We start from the raw sequence: 18,066 nt of genomic DNA on the forward strand, positions 1-18,066 counted from the left end.
GGCCGCGGTCGGCGACATCCTATGCGGAGGGGACGCCGATGAGATCCCGTCCGCCCCCTGCGGCGCTGGACGGACCGGCTGGAGGCATCCGGACGACCGCTGTCCCGCCCTCCAGATCCACCATGGTCCGGTTGGGCGGTGCTCCGTCCTCCTCGTCGTCCCGCAGGATGAGGGCCGACTGGCGCTCCTTCAGTTCGCTCTGCTTGCCCGGCGAGAAGCTCGCATGAAGCTGCTCGAAGCCGGTTGCCGAGATCTGTCCCTGTCTGGCGCTGTTCCGCCAGGGCAGCAGCCCGGCACGCCCTGCGCGCAGAAGAAGCTGATCAGCGAAGGCCAGGACGGTCAGCACGATGACCAGTCCGGGCAGGGTCATGAAGACGGCGAATCCCATGCCCCCAGTATCCGGGGCAAGGTACGCATTCACATGACTTCCTCGGAAGCACGTGCGATCACGCCACCTGTCGCGGAGGCAGCGGTACAGAGTGCGCGGTCAGATCTCATCGACATGCCGAGCCCTCGTATCGTCACGAACTGTGATCAGAATGATCAGCGCCCGCTCTCCCCGGGGGTGGTCTGCCGAGGACGTGTGCTCGATGAGTTGTCGCCAGTTGATCGCCAGGCTCAGGTTTCGCTCAGGGAAGGCATCGATGGCTGGTGGCCCGTCAGGAGCGCTGGCATGATCGCGACAGGTGCGACAGGGCAGTGACGCGACGTCATCATCCACACGCCGCGTCATGCCGGCTGGGCTTTCCCGGAGAGTTGATATGTCTTGGCGAACCCGTGCGGTACCGAGCCTCGCGTGCATGGCGGCACTTCTCTGCGTCGCCGCGTGCACGACGGATCATTCGGAAGCCGAACAGCCCACGCGACCCCGGGGGCCGGTGAAGCCGAGCCGGGCAACGGCCGCCCCTGCGCCCAGCAGCGCGCAGCCTTCCCTGCGCAGGCCGCCGGAGTTGGAGCCGGACACCTCACTCGCCGGCCGCCAGGAGGTGACCACCGGGAACGCCACCGTTCCGTACGGCATGGGCAAGAAAGGTGATGCCCTCACCATCGCGGTGAGTTGCCAAGGAAAGGGGAGGGTCACGGTAGTCGTGCAGCCCGTGCAGGTGTCCTTTCCCTTGGAGTGCGGTGCTCCCCAGGTCACAACCATTGCCAACCAGGTTGCGGTGGCCGGGGTGGAGCGTGGCGGGGCCGTCTCCGTCGAGGCGTCCCCAGCTGTTCATTGGGCGATGACGATAGGCCGTGGCATGCCGGCAGAGGTGGAGCCGCCGGGCGCCGATTGACATCGGTCGTCTGTAGCGCAGTGTCTGCGCTCGGTGGAGGCGGAACAGAGGTCGGCTGGATCGCGCCGGGACTGCTAGGGCCCGCCGAACCGTTCGGCGGCCAAGGTTCGGACGGCTTCCGGCGCGAGGTGTGCAACTTGCTTGAGGAGGCCCTGCCACGAGCCGAGGGCGAGGGCCTTCGCGATCATTCGTTCGCGGTGCGGCGAGGGAACGGAGTCCGCGAGACGTGCCAGCGTGTGCGCTTGCGCGGTCTTCTGGTGTTGCAGGTGGACCAGTTCCTCCGCCTCAGCGGCACGCGCCGTGGCTCTGCGTGTGTCGCCCACCTGGGCCAGAGCCACCGCCAGTTCGGTGAGGGGTGACAGTCGCGAACGGGGCGGCAGTCCGCCGATGAGCGTCTCGGCCAGGGTGGCCAGTGCGGCTGCCCGCTCTCGGCCGGTCGAGTCGGCCGCATCCGGTGGAGGCGGAGCGGCCGAGGGGCGGACCTGTATCGACCGGATGCAGCAGGCACAGGCCTCGGCGCGTGCTCCGGGATGCGCGATCGCCTCGATGGCCATGTCCGCGCGGCCATGGTCCCCCAGGGTCGTCCAGAGGTCCGCCACGCAGGTCAGCTCCAAGGGCATGCAGAGGTCGTCGCCGATCGCGAGGGCGAGGGCTTCGGCGTCCGCGGCCAGTCGGCGCGCCTCGTCGTGCAGCCCGTGCGAGGCCATCGTCCCGCCCAGATTGATCAGGCTCCTTGTCCGGCGAGCCTGTTCCTGGATGCCCGGATTGTCCTTGATGGTGCGGGCGAGCTGTTCGGTGCGGTGAGCGAAGTGGCGGACACGGTCGAGGTCACCCCGGGCGGCGGCGAGGTCGGTGAGGGCGTTCAGCACCTGGCACCTCTCGTCGTCCATATCGATCTGGAGAGCCCATCGCTCGGCGTCCTCAGCGAAGACCGCGAGTCGTCGGTCGTGGGGTCCGCAGCGGGTCCGGGGCGTCCGGCGCGGTGGGACGAGAGCCTTCGCCAGGGTGATCAGGGCTTTGGCACGCTGCCCGTGATCGTCGATCTGCCGGACCGCCAGTTCCGCATCGGGCACGTCGCCGGCATCCGTCAGAACCTGAGCGAGGTCGGCGAGGGCGAGGCTCCGGGGGTGTGCTCCTTCGGCGTCGCCCGCACCGCACAACGCAACACGGGCGACAGCGACGGCAGCCGCGTGGTCCCCGGCGGCCGCCCTGGCGCGGGCGATCGACGAGAGTGCCTGGAGCCGCTCGAGCCCGTCGTCTGCCCTGTGCGCCAGACGGGCCGCCTCATCGAGTGAACCGGCCCAGGCGAGGCCTTTCGCGATGTCGGCCAGTCCGTAGTCGTCCGACGCTTTGTCGCCACGGGCGGTGTTCTCGGCCTCCGCAGCCAGTTCCACGCCTCTGGGCCGGTCGGTGACCGCGAGTCGCCTGGCCACCAGCGAGAGTGCCCTGGCACGCGAGTAGGCGTCCGGAAGTGCCCGGGCGATCTCGACGGCACGGTCGTGATCCCCTGCCGCCGCCATGGCGCAGGACAGGTCCTCGGTCGCCTCGGCGGCGCTGCGCCGCTGGGCAGATGCCAAATACGTGTCGTCGTTCTGCTCGGCGGAGACGCCCGTGAAGGGAGCGACGATGGCATCGACGACCATCTGCGCCTCCCGGAACCTGCCGGCTGTCGCAAGCCCTTTGGCCAGTCCGACGAGCATGTCCTCCCGCCGGTACTCCCAGTGCTCGAACGACGCGCTGATGCGCAGTGCTCTGGAGACGTCCCCGACGGCGGCGGCGCTCTTCACGAGACGCGCGTAGGCGTGGTGCCAGAGCTGTTCCCCGTCCATCGAGCGGGCGGTCCGCTCCGCCGCGGCAGTGCACTCGAAGGCGGCCGCGGTGTCGCCGGACGCCGCCCTCACCTCGGCCAGCTCGCACCAGAGGAAGGTGCGGCGGTAGCGGTCCGAGGCTTTCAGCGCGTGCAGTGATTCCTCCACGGACTCCGCCAGACGCGCGGCCCTGGCCGTTTCCCCGGCGACCGCGGCTGACCGTGCCACCTCGGCCAGAGCGGTCCCCCGGAAGAAGGGCTCGGCGATGCCGCACGCCACGATCTCGGCCTGCTCCAGATCACCGCCGAGGGCGATCCCTTTCGCCAGCGCGGCGAAGGCGCGGACCCGGTCCCCGGGCAGGGGAAGGCTCCGCGCCGTCTCCTGGGCGCCGAGCCAGTCGCCGGCCTGGGCCAGGCCCTCCACCAAAGGAACGAGACCTGCTCTGGGCCCGAACTCGTCGGAGCTCGACCGGGCGGCCGCCTCCGCCCGGCGGGGCTCGCCCAGCAAGGCCCAGGCCGCCGGCAGGGAAGCGGGGAGAATGCGGTTGCGGTCCGCGAGTTCGTTGCGGTGCACGGCCAGCCGCAGCAGATGAACCAGGTCGGGGCTCGCTTGCGCGAGAAGGAAGTCCTGAGCCGTTTCGATCTCGGCGAAGGCGGCCGCGTCCCCGCCGGAGACTTCGAGCATGCGGTCGTGACGGCCCCGGTCGGCAGCGCACCTGAGCATCTCGGCCACCGCTTCCGCTCGGGCCTCCCCCTTTGCTCTGCCCACCGCCGTCTTCAGCATGTCGTGGTAGCCGGTGAGGAGGTATTCGGGCGTCTCTTCGGGCCATCCGCGCCCGCGGTAGGAGTCGGCCCAGGCGCGCAGCCGCCGGCGGTGGCGGGCAAGGTCTGCCCCGCCGAGCTCCTTCTCCGCCATGACCCTCAGCTCTTCGTGAGCGAGTATGTAGACGCCGGCCGCTTCCTGACGCCTCCACAGCCCGGGACGGGTGGTGAAGGCGCGACCCGTGGCCGCGTGCAGCCGTCCCTCGACCGCGTATCCGGGGAGTCCCGTGAGCTCGGCCAGGTCGTCCCGGGTGAGACCTCCGCCGGCCGCCGTCACAAGCCCCAGCAGATCCTGGCCTGCGGCGTCGCCGTGCAGGAGGCGTCTCAGATCCCGTTCGGCGGCCGTGCGCACCACCTGGGCGTGAGGCGAGGCGTCCAGCCGTCGGATGGTCGCGCCCAGGCGAAGGGGATGGTCGTCGGGGACGTCGTAGGGAATCGGCGGATGCGGGCGGCCCGCGACCACGACCCGCATGCCGCGCGGAGGGCGGACCGGGAGGAGCGCGGCGATGCTGTACGTGCCGGACCCCGCCGACACCCCCTGGTCCTCATCGAGGCCGTCGACCAGAAGGACGAGGCGACGCCCGCGCCGCAGGCAGGACGCGACGGCCGCCTCCAGCAGCCGGTCGAGGTGCGCCTCCCACAACTCCCGCGACGGACGCGGCAGTCCGGTGCCGCCCAGTACGGCGAGCTGGTCGGAGACCGCTTCGAGGAAGGCCCACCTGTCGTTGTGGGCGGCGAACCGGGCCGTCACGAAGAACGACACGACGTCGACCTTCGGCGGCGGGCTGAGCGCGAACCACGACATCAGAGCGGACTTGCCCGCCCAGGCGGGGGCCTGCCACCACAGGTAGCCGTGCGCGGCGGGACCTCCGGTCGCGAACTCTGCCAGCTCATCGAGTTCGGCGGTGCGGTCGAGGAGTTCGGCAGGGGCGATCTGTTGCACGTACTTGCCGTAGAGGGAGCCGGGTGCGGAGGAGACCCACGCGGTACGGGCCGCACGCAGGAGCTTCCGTCCTTTGGCCATCTCGTCCGTGCCGCCGCCCAGGGCCTTCACCAGGCTGTCGAGTTGGCCCTCGTCGGCCGGCAGACGTAGGCCGCGGAGCATGTTGCCGATCTCGTTGCGGCCTATGAGGCCCGACGTCCCCGCTGCGATGTTCCGCAGACTCGCGCAGCCGTTGGCCTCGCGGATCTTGTCGAGGTGCAGGAGCAGGTCCCGCACCGGTCCGGACTCGGGCCACCGCCCCTGGTTCGTCGGTTCGCCCCTCGCCACAAACGCTCTCCGCCTCTTCTGCCTGTCCGCCGGGTGTCCTGTGACGGGCTCGGCGACCGGCACGGAACCGCTGGTCAGCCGACGTGCCTGTCTCCCCTCCCGGACACAGGACAGCACAACGCGCCGTCGGGGGGCGGCGGAAGCGCAGTATTCGTGCCGTCACAGGCGCCGGCCGGCCCGCTCCTCCTCACGGACAGGACCATGAACATGAGCCAGTGGATCCGCACCGACCGGCCTGCCTCGACCCGGCGCCACCAGGGCAACGGCACACCGCGCCGCATCGTGTCCGAGTTCCGGGCCCGGCTGCGCCAGCTGCTGGACGTCAGTCGCCGCCGCCGTCTGCGCGCCCTCGCCCGTACGGCGGGCCACGGCATCGTCCGCGGCGCCGCCGGCGCCCTGGGCGCGAGCGGGACCGAGTGGATCATCTGGTGGATCCAGCAGCGCTGATACGGCGCACCCGCTGATCCCGTCGTGCACCGCCACCGGCGGTCCCGGCCTCTGCACGACCTTCTCGCCGCGCAAGCGGGGCCGCTCTCCCGGTCGCGCTGACCGCGGCCAGAAGGAAACGGAGCGTTGCCCGGCCGACGGCGGCCGGTGCGGTCGTCGGCCTGCTACGGGTGGTCACCGAGACGGGCGGTAAGCGGGCGCCACTGTGCCTGAGCGCTTCAGCCGGCCCCCGAGCGCTCTTCTTCGCCCGGCCGGGCACGGTGGTCGGCCCACGAGACGGGCGTGCGGGCGGCGCCGGGTTCACGCTTCGGTGGCGGACGTCGCCGATGTCCGGTGGGGCAGCGCAGCAGTTGCCGGCAGCTCTCGGAGTGCACGGACGGGGGAGTGGAAGACCGGGAGGAAGGCGCCGGCCAGGCACACCGCGCCTGCCCACACGGCGATGCGTACGTTCGCGGCCTCACCGATGAGGCCGCCCAAGGCGGAGCCGACGGCCAGGGCGCCGGTGAGCAGGAAACGGAAGGTGGCGTTCATACGGCCGAGCAGCGGGTCCGGAGTCAGGTGCTGGCGCAGGGTGACGCCGAGGACGTTGTCGATGCCCGTCTTGGTCATGGCGGCCAGCCATCCAGCTCCGGCCACCCACAGCCACGGACCGGTGTCGACCAGTGCAACGGCCGGCGCGGCGGGTGCGAACCACAGCCCGGCCAGGGCCAGGGTACGGCCGTGGCCGAGGCGGGCAGCAAGGGGGCGGGCGAGGCGGGCGCCGAGCAGGATGCCCAGGCCGCCGGCTGCCCAGTACAGGCCGAGTGCCCCGGCGGACAGGTGCAGTTCGCGGCTGAACAGCACCGGCAGCATGGCGTTGATCATCTGTGCGCCGAGGTTGGTGAGGGTCGCGGTGAGCGCCAGAGGCCGCAGCTCGCGGGTGCCGAAGACGTGGCGCAGCCCGTCCGCGATCTCGGTTCGAAGCCGTCGCCCGGCGGTCGAGGGCTTCGTGCGAGGGTGGTGGCGGGCCATGCCGGTGAGGCCGCAGGCGGAGGCGAGGTAGGCGAGGGCCCCGCCGAGAATCGCCAAGGGCGCCGTGAGGAGTTGGACCATAAAGCCGCCTGCGCCGCGGCCGGCGATGTTGGCGCCGGCCATCAGGCTGACGATGGCCGCGTTCGCCGGTACGAGGTGCTCGCGGCCGACCAGTTCGGGCAGAACGCTCTGCGAGCCTACGTCGAAGAACACGGTGGCACAGCCGGTCAACAGCACCACTGCGTACAGCTGCGGCAGCGAGAGCACGCCCAGCCACCAGGTGAGCGGAATCGAGGCGAGCAACACCGCGCGAGCGGCGTCGGCGGCAACCAGCAGGCGGCGCCCGGACATGCGGTCCACCCACGCGCCCGCGGGCAGCCCGATGAGCAGGAAGGCGGCGGTGGACAGCGCAGCCAACGCACCGGCCTGGCCGGGGCCGGCGTCGAGCACGGTGACGGCGAGCAGCGGTATCGCCACATAACCGACGTTGCTGCCGAGGTGGCTGAGGGCGCTTGCGGCAAAGAGCGTGCGGAAGGCGCCGATGCGCCACGGGGAATCTGGGGCTTCGGTCATGCGGCGTACGGTGCGGGACGCTGTGCGGCTCTCCATAGAGATTTACGCTGGGCTGAATGATCGAGATCGAATTCGCCATGGAGGACGTGGCCCGCACCCGCTTCGCGATCTCCCCGCTGTGGGAGGTGGTGGCAAGCGTCAGGGTGCTCAAGGGGGCGGACGAACACGGCCTGCACCGCACCTGGGCGGACCAGGTACGCCCCCGGCTGGCGGCGGCCGGTCTCGACCTGAGCCCGCTGTTCGACCTCGTCCCGGTGCCCGTGCGCTCACCCTGGGCCGGCCGCATCCCGGGGTTCATCTGCCCGGCACCCACGACGCCGCTGCCGTCGCTGGAGATGGAGCTTGCCACGGTGCGGGCCATGCCGCCGGCGCTTCTGCACACCACGGCCGAGGTGCCGGAAGCCCGGATGGCGGCGTTGCGCGGCAATCCGGCCGCCGAGCTCGCGCGGCTGGCAGACGCGATCGAGGCGTACTGGGAGCTGGCGCTGGCCCCGTACTGGTCGAGCATTCTCACCCTGCTGGAGAGCGACATCCGCTACCGCGCAGGCCGCCTGGTCGACGGCGGCGCCCAGCACCTGCTCACCGACCTCGACCCGCAGGTCACCTGGGCTCAAGGCACCCTGCACCTGGATCACCGCACCGTGCGCGGAGCGCGCCGGCTCGACGGCCAGGGCTTGCTGCTGGTGCCCTCCGTCTTCGTCTGGCCACGCGTCTTCTCCGTACTCAACGAACCGTGGCAGCCCTCGCTGCGCTATCCACCCCGTGCCGTCGGCACGCTCTGGCACACCCGGCCCGCGACCGTCCCCGACGCCCTGGCGGGGGTGCTGGGCCGCTCCCGCGCGATGGTCCTGACCGAGCTGACCGCGCCCGCATCCACCACCGAACTCGCCCGCCGTACCGGCCTGACGCCCGGCGGCACGTCCCAGCACCTCACCGCCCTGCGGAACGCCGGCCTGGTGAGCGCCCACCGCGCAGGCAGGCTGGTCCTGTACGCACGCACCCGGGCCGGCCAGACACTGACAGAGGCTGCGGAGTCGGGCTCACCGCCGTCCGCCGCGAACACGAAGACCCGATACTCACAGGCTGCCGGTGAACGCCGAGGGGCGCGTCGTGCACTGTGACCTCGCCGGCGGCGTGTTCGTTCACGGCCGCGCTGCTCGCCCATGCGTCGCCAGACCAGAATGACGCCTCATGAACGACGGATCGAGCTGGCCCGTGGACAAACTCACCGCGCTCCGTCTCGGCAGGAGGCTGGTTGCGGAAGTCCCGGCATCCAGGCCGGGCCACCGGGCATTTGTGGACGTCCGCCCCGAGAAGAGCGTTCCCGATGCCCGGGCGCAGGGCGAGGGATGGATTCGCAGCGACGCCGAACGCAGCTTCCACCCTGAGCACTGGGAGTACGACTGCGAACGCATCGACGGCTTCGACTACGACGTCGGAGCAGTCCTCATCGGGTCCGCTGACGCCACGGACGAGTCCGAGCTGATTGCTGTGTTGAAGGCATGGGGCGTCTGGCCTGGCCTCTTCGTCTACCCCTGGGAGAGTGAGGACCCCAAGTAGTTCGACGGAGAAGCCGTCGACTCGTGCAGACGATCAGCCGGCGTTGCCCGGCCGAGCGTCATGCGAAGGCGGCTGTTCAACTCGGCTGCTACCGCATCAAGGTGCTCACGAGGTGGACCGAAAGGTCGGCGCCCGGAGGGATCGCGCGGTTCTTCGACGGGTGCCGCGTTGAGCGGTGGTGCTGCCGTGAACCGATCCGAGGTACCTCGTCCGTTGCGCCATCACTCGCCGGTTCGGTACTGACAGCGACGGTCCTGGCCGCCTCGGCAAAGCGCATTCCTTGATCCACAAGCAGGAAGTACGTCTCCCGTTCGCGGACCGACGGCCTGTTGCCCTGGAGCCTTCGGTTCCCACGAACGGCACTGCGCCCGCTCACCCCGGGAGAGTTCCGCCGCCGTGTCTTCATCCGGCCCAGGTTATGTCTCCTGGGTCAGTGTCGTGCCCAGATGAGGATGGCGGCGAGGTGGAGAGCGGCCTGGTGGGCGATGGCGAGTCTGTCGCATCGTGTGGCCAGACCGCGCCACTGCTTGGGGCGGTCGACGCACCGCTCGACTGCATCCGCCGCCGCGAGGACGGCGGCCAGGATCTTCTCCCATGTGCCGTCGACGGCCCACCTGATCAGCCGCTTGTGGGCGGCCTGGAACGGACCGAGATCCTCGGGGAGGTCCCGCCAGGGCGAGTTGGTGCGGTACTTCCACCGATGACCTCGAGCGTGCGGCGGTGGTCGGCCCACCGCCGTCCGCGGACCGGATCGACCGGCGTCAGCGGCTCGATCCGGTCCCGCATCGCATCAGTGATCACTGGTCGGACAGGCGCATCCGATAACCGATGAGCCCACCAAAGAGACACGCTCCAGGTCGGTCAGGCGGTCGGATAGAACTGCGCGTACCAGCGGCGCAGCGCCTTGATGCCCTTTTCGTGGGGAAGGAGGACGGGGCGAGCCTGGTGGATCTTGTGGTCCCAGATCCCGACCTCCTCGCGCACCTCGTCCAAGGCCGCCATGCGAAAGACGAGCTTGGCCAGGGGTGTCAGAAACGGCAGCCGCGCCGGTTTGCGGATGTAGTACAGCATCCGCAGTTCGCTCGTGCGGTCGTCGACGGGAGTGCTGAGGGCGACGGCGGTCACCGACAGCACGGGGCCGTGGGTACGAACCACCATGACGCCGGGCCCGTACATGAACGCGTCGAAGGTGTTGTCGATGTTCCGGCCGAGGACGCGGCGGGAGATCCGGCCCCGCGCCTCGGCGAACGGGCCGTCCGCCCGCCACTCCTGAACAGGGGGTTCGCTCTGGCCGTGGATGAAGTGGAAGTGGGACTCGTCGACGATGTTCTCGCGCATCTCCTGGATGTGGACGCGTGCCCGGCAGGTGTCGTCGATGGGCGCGGCGAACTCTGGCGATCCCGTCTCGGGGATCTCGGGCACCTCCCACGACGGCTCGCCCGGACCGGCGTGGACGAAGACCAGCCCGCTGTGCTCACGGACCGGGAACCCGTCGAGGGAGACCTTGGGCGTGTGCACCGCGAACGGCGCCTCCACACACCGACCGTCGGCACCGAACCGCCACCCGTGGAAGGGGCATTCCACCGTGCCGTCCACCACCTTCCCGCCCGCGCCGAGATGTGCGCCGTAGTGCGGGCAGTGCGCGTCCCGGACAGCTGCCCGGCCGTCGGCTCCCCGGAAGGCGATGAGCGCCCGCCCGAAGTAGTGCAGGCTGACGACCTTTCCTGGTCGCAGTTCGCGGCTGCGCAGCACCGCGTACCAGCCGTACGGCACGGTCGGCATCGGATAGCGGTCAGCTCGGGGATCGCGCGGAAGAGAGGCTAAGTTGTCATGGCTGCGACGTGAAAGCATGCGCAGATGCTAGGCCTGTCTGCCGGGATGTGGGGCACTGGGCAGACGAGCAGGACGCAGCGCTTCCGGCTCGATCCAGGAAGGCGTGCAGGGGTTGGGCAGGGGCTGGGCAGGGGCTGGGCAGGGCCGCCTGCGTTCTCGGCAGTGCTCGAGGTGTCCGCCTGTCGCCAGTTCGCTGAGGAGTCCAACCCGTCGGTGATTTTGTGCGGTCGCCAGCTGTGTGCGGCTCAAGGTCTCGCTGGTCTCCTTCATCGACGAAGGCCAGGGGCCTTTGAGGCCGCTGGTAGATTCCTGCGGTGAGCGAGCAACTACCCGGCGGCGGCATCGAGCTGTCGCCCGACGAGATCGAAGCCCTTCACGCCAGGTGGTCATCCTGCTGGACACCGAGTGAGGTCGCGCAGGAGTTGGCCGGGATCGGCACGTCCTGGTACGTGGCTGCGGGCTGGGCGCTGGACCTGTTCCGCGGCAGGCAGACGCGCGCTCATGGGGACATCGAGATCGCGATTCCGGCCGCGAGCTTTACCGAGGTCCGCTGCCGCTTCCCCGGATACGTCTTCGACGCGGCAGGCAGTGGCCGGATCTGGGAGAATGTCACACCGGAAGTGCTGGCCGCCGTACATCAGACATGGCTCCGCGATCCGGCCACCGGCAACTACCTGTTGGACGTGTTCCGTGAACCGCACTACGGCGATACGTGGATCTGCCGACGCGATGAGAGGATCCGGCTTCCTTACAGCGACATCATCCACCACACCCAGGACGGCATCCCGTATCTGGCACCCGAATTGGTCCTGTTGTTCAAGGCCAAGCACGCCCGCCGAAAGGATCAGACAGACTTCGACGCGACCGTCCCGCACATGACCCCGGTTCAGCGCCAGACCCTGGCCGAGCTGCTCGCCCGCGTGCACCCGGGTCATCCCTGGCTCGCGGACCTGTAGCCCTCGCTTCAGCCGGTTGGCGCTTGAGGCACGCGGGTTCGAAGAGGTTCTCTGTAGTGGAGAGACCTCCGTGTCAGAGCATGCGCGAAGCATTCGTCGGTCATGGTGGGCGGCTGACGGGGTATCGGCCGAATTCCCGCCACGGCGTCGGTGGTCGCTGCCGTAGGCGCGGCGGGCGTCGCGGCGGGCATCGTTGCCGCGAAGGCCACGCCGCACGTCAAGAGCAGGTTCAACGGCCTCAAGTCCGAAGCTGCACCGCAAGTCGGAGGACACCGTCGAGGCCACCGCACAATAAGACGTCGATTCTTATGGCTGCGGTGCGGAGTGGACAGCTTCAGGGAAGCCCAGTTCGTCCAGCAGCGCGTCGAACAGCTCCTCCACGAAGGTCTGCTGTACTTGCAGCAGCTCCTCGATCCGAGACTGCTGCGCCGCGATCTGGACACCAGCTGCTGAGGCCCATACGAGAGCACCTTCGGCGTCGGTCGGCACCTCCGCATCGAGCTCTGCACGCTTGTGTCCGATGGCCTCTTTGAACTCCGGGGTGGCTATCCACAGGCTCACGTCGTCCACGTCCTCAGGTACCTCAATGAGAAGGCCCGCGGCGTTGTCCAGGTTGAGCCATGCCTGCCAGCGGTGCCCGTTGGTGTCCAGGCCGGTCACGAGGGCGACGCTGCTGTCGGAGACATCGGCGACGCAGGCCGGCGTACCCGACCACTCGACCAAGGCGGACAGGTGCTCGTCCTCCCAGATGCCTTGTTCCAACTGCAGAGTCTGCCAGCCGCCAGGTCGCGGCTGCCACTCGTGCACGTCGTCCCTCAGCCCTGGCCCGATGCTGTCGAACAGGGGTGCTTTCAGCAGTGGGCGTTCGCTGCACGCAAAGACCAGATGACCGGAAAAGCCCATGGAACCTCCTCGTCGAATACCAACGCACCCTACGAGCTGTCACTGACACCACCGGCGCCGGCCGACTGTTGCTCCCGACCGACTGGCTCACCGGATCAGTCGGCGGTAGCCGATGAGGGTTGCGGCTGTGCTGACGAAGGCGAGGAAGTGTTCGGTTTTGTGTTCGTAGCGGCGGTGGAGCCGTCGGCAGCCTGCCAGCCACGACACGGTTCTTTCGACCACCCCGCGATGTCGGCCCAGCCGCTGTGAGGACTCGACGCCCTTGCGTGCGATGCGGTGGCGGATGCCCCGCTGACGGAGCAATCGGCGCAGGTGGTCGTAGTCGTAGCCCTTGTCCGCGTGCAGTTTCGCTGGCCGCCGGCGCCGGGGTCCGCGGCGGGATCGGATGGGCAGGATGCCGCGCACGAGCGGTTCCAGGCCCTGGCTGCCGTGCAGGTTCGCAGCCGAGATGCCCAGGGACAGCGGCAGTCCATTCCGGTCGCAGATCAGGTGGATCTTCAATCCAAGTTTGCCGCGGTCGGTCGGATTCGGTCCCGTCAGTGGCCCCCTTTTGCCGCCCGCAGACTGACGGAGTCGATCGCGCACCGCGACCAGTCCAGCTCGCCCCGCGCACCGAGCTCGTCGAGGATCACGCGGTAGCGCTTCGCCCAGACCCGGTCCCGGCTCCACTGGGCGAACCGGCGGTAGACCGTGGGCCAGGCGGGGCCGAACACCGGCGGCAGCTGCCGCCATGTGCAGCCTCAGGGGAGCGAGTGACTCCCACTCCTGAGCGCTGAGTTCATGGCGACGTATCGCCTCACCGTGATTCACCACTCGATGATCTTTGACGACGGACCGTGGCTCGGGGACGCGACGGCAGAGCGAATGCGGGAACCCTGTCAGCGGACAACGTCGAAGACGTTCTTCTGCAGTCCGTTGGCGTAGACCTCGTGCTCGACGAGCTTGAGCTTCTGGGTGTCCTTGTCCGTGGTGCTGAAGAGCCGCTTGCCCGTCCCGAGCAGGAGCGGGAAGACGAGGAGGTGGTAACGGTCGATCAGGCGGGCGTCCGAGAGGGCCTGGCTCAGGGAGGCGCTGCCGTGGACGATGATCGGGCCGCCCTCGGTCTCCTTCAGCGCGGCAACGTCGTCGAGCGAGCGCAGGATCGTCGTCTCGCCCCAGTTCGACACCAGGTCGTCCTCGGTGAGGGTGCTGGAGACCACGTATTTCGGCATCACCTTGTAGTCGGCGAAGTCCTCCATGTCGGGCCACACCGGGCTGAACGCCTCGTAGCTGATGCGGCCCATCAACATCGCGGTGGCTTCCTTCTGCTCCCGGCCCTTGATCTCGTACGCCTCGGGGAGGAAATCGATGTCCTTGAAGGTCCACCCGGCGTTCCGGTAACCGGGCTCGCGGCCCGGGGCCTCCACGACGCCGTCGAGCGAGATGAAAGCGGTGCTGATCAGGGTACGCATCTCTGGTTCCTCGGTGTCTCGTGTGCGGTTCTCGGCGGCTTCGGTCGGTGCACGCCTCGGCCGCACTCTCGGTTGCGGCGCACCGACCATGGCCTCTGACTGCGGATCGCGCAGAAACTCATCGGCCGTCGCCCGTCCCTCCCGGCGGCCTCTCTAGACCCGGTCTGCAGCGGGACGGTGGTCTGCCTGTGGGGTGGGGTCGGTCGTCGGGTCGGTGGTGGGCTCGGGTGTGGGGGTGTTCTGGGCGGGCGAGGTGGGCGGGACGGGCTGCTCGGCGCGGGACTTGGTGCGGTTGTGGATCAGGAGGCACGCCAGCATCCCGGCTGTGAGGACCGCGATCGGCAGGGCTGCTGTCACGTGCAGCGTGGCGAGGAAGGCGGCCGAGTAGGTTTTGCCGGTAGCGAGTTCGGCGGCCAGTCGGCCCTGAAGGAGGGCGCTGACGGCGGCGGCGCCGATGACCGAGCCGATCTGACGGACGGTGTTGTTGACGCCGGATGCCGCGCCTGCGAACTGTGGCTTGACATGGCGCATGGCCTCGGCGGACATGGGGGCGACGGTGCAGCCGATGCCGAGTCCGGTGAGGAGGGTGCCGGGGAGGAAGGCGTACCAGGGTGTTGCGGGGCCGGCGATGAGAGTGATGGCCACGATGCCGCAGGTGTACAGGGCGAGGCCGGCGAGGATCGGGTATTTGCCGCCGATGCGGTCGGCGAGGCGTCCCGCGAACGGGCCGAGAGCCATCGACACGACGGACGACGGTGCCAGGACGAGGCCGGCTTTCATCGCGCTCATGTGCAGTACGGACTGCAGATAGAGGTTGAAGGGCAGCACAAGGCCCAGCATGGCCACCGAGATGAGACCGACCAGCACGGTCATGACGGTGAAGTTGCGGTCCTTGAAGAGGGCGAAGGGGACGAGAGGCTCTCGCTCCTGCGTGCCGCGCTGGTGCAGAAGGAACATGCCGGCCAGCACCGCGCCCGCGGCGATCAGACCCCAGATGCCCGCACCCCAGTTGTACCGCTCGCCTTCCTGGAGTCCGAAGGCGAGGCAGAACAGTGCGGCGGTCGCCAGCAGCATGCCGGGCAGGTCGAATCGGTGGGTGCGGGCGGGGCGGATGTCGGGGACGACAGCGAAGGTCAGGACGAGTGCCGCGATGCCGATCGGCACGTTCACCAGGAAGATCCAGCGCCAGCCGACGGTGGAGACGAGGACGCCGCCCACCGTCGGGCCGCAGAGCGTGGCCGCGCCTGCGACCATGCCCCAGATCCCCAGCGCCGAGCCACGCCGGTCCGCCGGGAACACCGACACGATCAGCGTCATCGTCTGCGGCACGAGCAGCGCCGCGCCGAGGCCCTGTACAGCGCGGGCGGCGATCAGCGCGGCCGCACCGGGGGCGAGCCCGCACGCGATGCTGGCCAGGGTGAACACCACGAGGCCGGCGGCGAACAGGGTGCGCGGGCCGCGCAGGTCGCCCAGTCTGCTTGCGGTGATCAGGAACACCGACAGGGCGAGGGCGTAGCCGCTGACCACCCACAGGGCCTGGTCGAGCGTGGCGCCGAGGCCGCTGATCATGTCGGGGATCGCGATGTTCACGATCGTCAGGTCCAGCAGGGTCATGAAGAACCCGAGCGAGAGCGTCACCAGCACCGCCCAGGGGTTTCCGCGCCACTTGCGCACGAGAGGCTCCTTCATCCGTCGTCCGTCGTAGGGGATCCGTCGCCCGGCCTGCCGGGGCGTCGTCCACTCACGCTAACGCATCTTTTCAGATGCATCAATAGAGATGCATCTCTTGTGATGCATTAATTCTGGATGCATCTCTGGCCGATGTATCGAGGTGGATGTACTGTGCGGGTGTGGATGGAGTCGAGCTGTTCCTGTTGGGGCGCACCCTGATGAAGATCGGGGAGGGCGCCATGCCCGAGCCGGAGGGCGGTGCGGCCCGGTACGGGGGTGGCGTGCGATCCGTCCTCATCGTGGTGAGTGACCTGGCCGCCCACCCTGACAGTGCCGTCGGCGAGATCGCCGCCCGCACCGGGCTTCCGCAGAGCCAGGTCTCCACCGCTGTGGCCCGCTTGAAGGAGGCGGGGGCGGTCGTCACCCAGAACGATCCTGCCGACCGTCGTCGCCTGCTGGTGCGTCAGGTGTCCAGCCCGTCCGACCGGATGGCCGTGGTGAGGGCGGCGGGTATCGACGGCGCGCTCGCCGAAGCGGTCGGGGGCGATCCGGAGGCGGTGAAAGAGGTGACCGAGGCGCTCGGCACGCTGGCCCGGCATCTGTCGCCGCAGGCGTCGCGGCGCAGGCAGAGCTGACGCGGCTGCACGGGCGGTGCGGGAGGGTGCAGGCGGTGACGCGTGCGCTCCGCCCGAAGTGGCCCTGGGGGAGGGGAGGCCGGCGCACGCGGTGCGTCGCCGTGCGCCGGGCGTCGGCGCGGCGGACGGACGGAGGCTCCCCGTGACCTCGAGTGTTCGGCGGCGGTGTTCATCGCGCTTGGGACCCCGCCGTAGTTCTGTGCTCGGGCGTGGCGGGGTCTCGGCGCGGTGGTTGGTCGGTTCTCCACGACCCTTCTGCGTCGTCGTGCGGTCGGGGCGCGCGCAGCGGGTCGTACGGATGGGCCGGGCTGCTCCGGTCTGCCGGAGCAGCCCTCCGCCCGCAGTCCGGTCAGCCGGTGGCGAGGCGGTTCTTGAGTCCCTGGCCGTAGGCGGTCGGGGTCCCGTTGTAGTCGGTGATGAGCGACGGGCCGGACTTGCAGTCCCAGGTGTTCCAGGTCCAGCCCAGGTAGCCGAGATCTCGGCTGTCCAGCCAGTTCATGAGGGTGTCGATGTAGCCGTGGGCGCAGTCGTTCTGGCCGATCTCGCCGACCACCAGCGGATAGCGGGCGGCGACGGGCGCGATCTGGGAGTCCCAGCAGCTCTGGGTGTTGCAGCTGTTGAAGTTGTACGAGTGCCAGGACACCACGAGCTTCCCGGCCGGGTCCGAGGGCGCGTACGTCAGCCACCCCGACAGGTCGTTGGAGTAGTTGATGCCGCCGACCATGACGGGGTTGGTCGCCCCGGTGGACCGCACGGCATTGATGAGAGTCTGCATGCCGGCCACGGAGTAGAGAAAGCCGATGCAGGCGGAACCGCCGTCGCGCCAGCACTTCCACGAGGCGTTGTGGTCGAACATGACCAGGTTCGGGAAGGGCTCGTTGAACAGGTCGAAGACCACGGCCTGGTCGCTCTTGAAGGTGCTGGCCACCGACTTCCAGAAGTCCGGGGTGTGGTCGCTGTCGGGCATGGGCTTCTGGCACTGCGAGGCATACGCCCAGCAACTGGAGCCGATGCCTATGTGGACACCGCTGCTCCAGTGCAGTTCGAGGATGACGAACAGGCCGGCCTGGCGGAGCCGGGAGACGTATTCGGAGACGGCGTTACGGTAGTTGGCGCCGCTGTAGGCCGAGTTGACGCCGTTGATGCCGAGCCAGCAGTCCTCGTTGAGCGGAACGCGGACGACATTGGCCTGCCAGTTCTTGATCGCCTGGATCGAGGCGCTGTCGGCGGGGCCGTCGAAGATGCCGCGGTTCTGCACGCACATGAACTCGGTGCCGGAGCGGTTGACTCCGCGCAGCCTGGTGGGCAACGCGGAAACCGAGACGGCATGCCCGGTGACGGATGTTGTGCGGGCGGCCTCTGCCGCGGACACCGGCTCGGGCACGAGCAGCGCCCCGATCAAGGCCGTCAGCAGGGCGAGAACGCCTGCTGTCCAGCGGCTTCCAGAAGTGGAGTGACGAACTCTCATCGTGTCTCCCGATGGGGGGTGGTGCGTGGAGCGCATCCCCTATGCGCCTCACGCCTGGGGAGTCGGGGGTGCGAGGTTGCTCAGCGGAAAGCGGACGCCATGGTTGTCACGTGCTCCCGCAGGAGTGGCAGTCATGGCCGGGTGGCATGGGCGGAGTGATTGTTCCAGGTGATCCGCAAGCCGTCGCGGTCCGGGGAGAAGGACCTTTGGGCGCCACCCGACAGCTGCACGTAGTACTGCGGGCCGGCCGGGGTGTCAGTGGTTCGGGATACGGTGCGGTGTCATGGGCCGGACGGAGATCGTGAGGGACTCGCGGCTATGGGGGGTGGGTCGGACAGGCCCCGGCAGCCCGCTCGGGTCTGGAGATGTTTTGCCAGGT

The 18,066-nt window shown here is 69.3% G+C and carries 14 protein-coding genes and 2 pseudogenes; 5 read left to right on the top strand and 11 right to left on the bottom strand.

Annotated elements, in window-relative coordinates; genetic code table 11:
- Positions 1–19 precede the first annotated feature (19 nt).
- From ACN6LD_RS17625 to ACN6LD_RS17635, 3 genes are all read right to left on the bottom strand, one after another.
- Entirely contained in the window at positions 20–388 is a 369-nt protein-coding gene (locus ACN6LD_RS17625; protein ID WP_319188797.1) for a DUF6191 domain-containing protein, read from the bottom strand.
- A 450-nt stretch (positions 389–838) separates the two neighbouring features.
- Positions 839–1,021, bottom strand: a complete 183-nt coding sequence (locus tag ACN6LD_RS17630; RefSeq protein ID WP_445043664.1) for a hypothetical protein — start codon at positions 1,019–1,021, stop codon at positions 839–841.
- 333 nt (positions 1,022–1,354) lie between these two features.
- Positions 1,355–5,179: a hypothetical protein gene (locus tag ACN6LD_RS17635; protein WP_445043665.1), complete on the bottom strand. Its 3,825-nt coding sequence runs from the start codon at positions 5,177–5,179 to the stop codon at positions 1,355–1,357.
- 207 nt (positions 5,180–5,386) lie between these two features.
- On the opposite strand from ACN6LD_RS17635, the gene ACN6LD_RS17640 reads away from it, so the two are divergent.
- Entirely contained in the window at positions 5,387–5,626 is a 240-nt protein-coding gene (locus ACN6LD_RS17640) for a hypothetical protein (protein WP_319188792.1), read from the top strand.
- A gap of 300 nt (positions 5,627–5,926) precedes the next feature.
- Here ACN6LD_RS17640 and ACN6LD_RS17645 read toward each other — a convergent pair whose 3' ends face one another.
- Positions 5,927–7,210 carry an MFS transporter gene (locus ACN6LD_RS17645; protein WP_319188790.1) on the bottom strand — a complete coding sequence of 428 codons (1,284 nt, stop codon included), beginning with the start codon at positions 7,208–7,210 and terminating at the stop codon, positions 5,927–5,929.
- 56 nt (positions 7,211–7,266) lie between these two features.
- Here ACN6LD_RS17645 and ACN6LD_RS17650 point away from each other — a divergent pair, with 56 nt between their 5' ends.
- On the top strand, positions 7,267–8,331 hold the full coding sequence (locus ACN6LD_RS17650) for a DUF5937 family protein (RefSeq protein WP_445043666.1): 1,065 nt from the start codon (positions 7,267–7,269) through the stop codon (positions 8,329–8,331).
- 70 nt (positions 8,332–8,401) lie between these two features.
- Positions 8,402–8,770, top strand: a complete 369-nt coding sequence (locus ACN6LD_RS17655; RefSeq protein WP_445043667.1) for a hypothetical protein — start codon at positions 8,402–8,404, stop codon at positions 8,768–8,770.
- Between the two features lie 547 nt (positions 8,771–9,317).
- On the opposite strand, the pseudogene ACN6LD_RS17660 reads toward ACN6LD_RS17655, so the two are convergent.
- Positions 9,318–9,556, bottom strand: a pseudogene (locus ACN6LD_RS17660) (transposase); the annotation flags it as partial.
- Positions 9,557–9,631: 75 nt separating this feature from the next.
- A complete protein-coding gene (locus ACN6LD_RS17665; protein WP_445043668.1) occupies positions 9,632–10,552 on the bottom strand; it encodes a Rieske 2Fe-2S domain-containing protein in 921 nt (306 codons plus the stop codon).
- Positions 10,553–10,917: 365 nt separating this feature from the next.
- On the opposite strand from ACN6LD_RS17665, the gene ACN6LD_RS17670 reads away from it, so the two are divergent.
- Positions 10,918–11,559: a nucleotidyltransferase domain-containing protein gene (locus tag ACN6LD_RS17670; RefSeq protein WP_445043669.1), complete on the top strand. Its 642-nt coding sequence runs from the start codon at positions 10,918–10,920 to the stop codon at positions 11,557–11,559.
- Positions 11,560–11,865: 306 nt separating this feature from the next.
- On the opposite strand, the gene ACN6LD_RS17675 is transcribed toward ACN6LD_RS17670, so the two are convergent.
- The 4 genes and pseudogenes from ACN6LD_RS17675 to ACN6LD_RS17690 all read right to left on the bottom strand — a co-directional run bounded on the left by ACN6LD_RS17675 (position 11,866) and on the right by ACN6LD_RS17690 (position 15,587).
- Entirely contained in the window at positions 11,866–12,462 is a 597-nt protein-coding gene (locus tag ACN6LD_RS17675; protein ID WP_445043670.1) for a hypothetical protein, read from the bottom strand.
- An 87-nt stretch (positions 12,463–12,549) separates the two neighbouring features.
- A pseudogene (locus ACN6LD_RS17680) lies at positions 12,550–13,202 on the bottom strand (IS5 family transposase); the annotation flags it as partial.
- A 138-nt stretch (positions 13,203–13,340) separates the two neighbouring features.
- On the bottom strand, positions 13,341–13,913 hold the full coding sequence (locus ACN6LD_RS17685; RefSeq protein WP_445043671.1) for a dihydrofolate reductase family protein: 573 nt from the start codon (positions 13,911–13,913) through the stop codon (positions 13,341–13,343).
- 153 nt (positions 13,914–14,066) lie between these two features.
- Positions 14,067–15,587 (bottom strand): DHA2 family efflux MFS transporter permease subunit, encoded by a 1,521-nt coding sequence (locus tag ACN6LD_RS17690; RefSeq protein ID WP_445043672.1) that lies wholly within the window; start codon positions 15,585–15,587, stop codon positions 14,067–14,069.
- Between the two features lie 176 nt (positions 15,588–15,763).
- Between ACN6LD_RS17690 and ACN6LD_RS17695 the strand changes: the two genes are divergently transcribed.
- On the top strand, positions 15,764–16,219 hold the full coding sequence (locus tag ACN6LD_RS17695) for a helix-turn-helix domain-containing protein (RefSeq protein WP_319198075.1): 456 nt from the start codon (positions 15,764–15,766) through the stop codon (positions 16,217–16,219).
- 349 nt (positions 16,220–16,568) lie between these two features.
- Here the strand turns inward: ACN6LD_RS17695 and ACN6LD_RS17700 are convergent, their stop codons facing one another.
- Positions 16,569–17,687 (bottom strand): glycoside hydrolase family 5 protein, encoded by a 1,119-nt coding sequence (locus tag ACN6LD_RS17700; protein WP_445043673.1) that lies wholly within the window; start codon positions 17,685–17,687, stop codon positions 16,569–16,571.
- Positions 17,688–18,066 lie beyond the last annotated feature (379 nt).

Source organism: Streptomyces sp. SAS_272 (genome assembly GCF_052543235.1).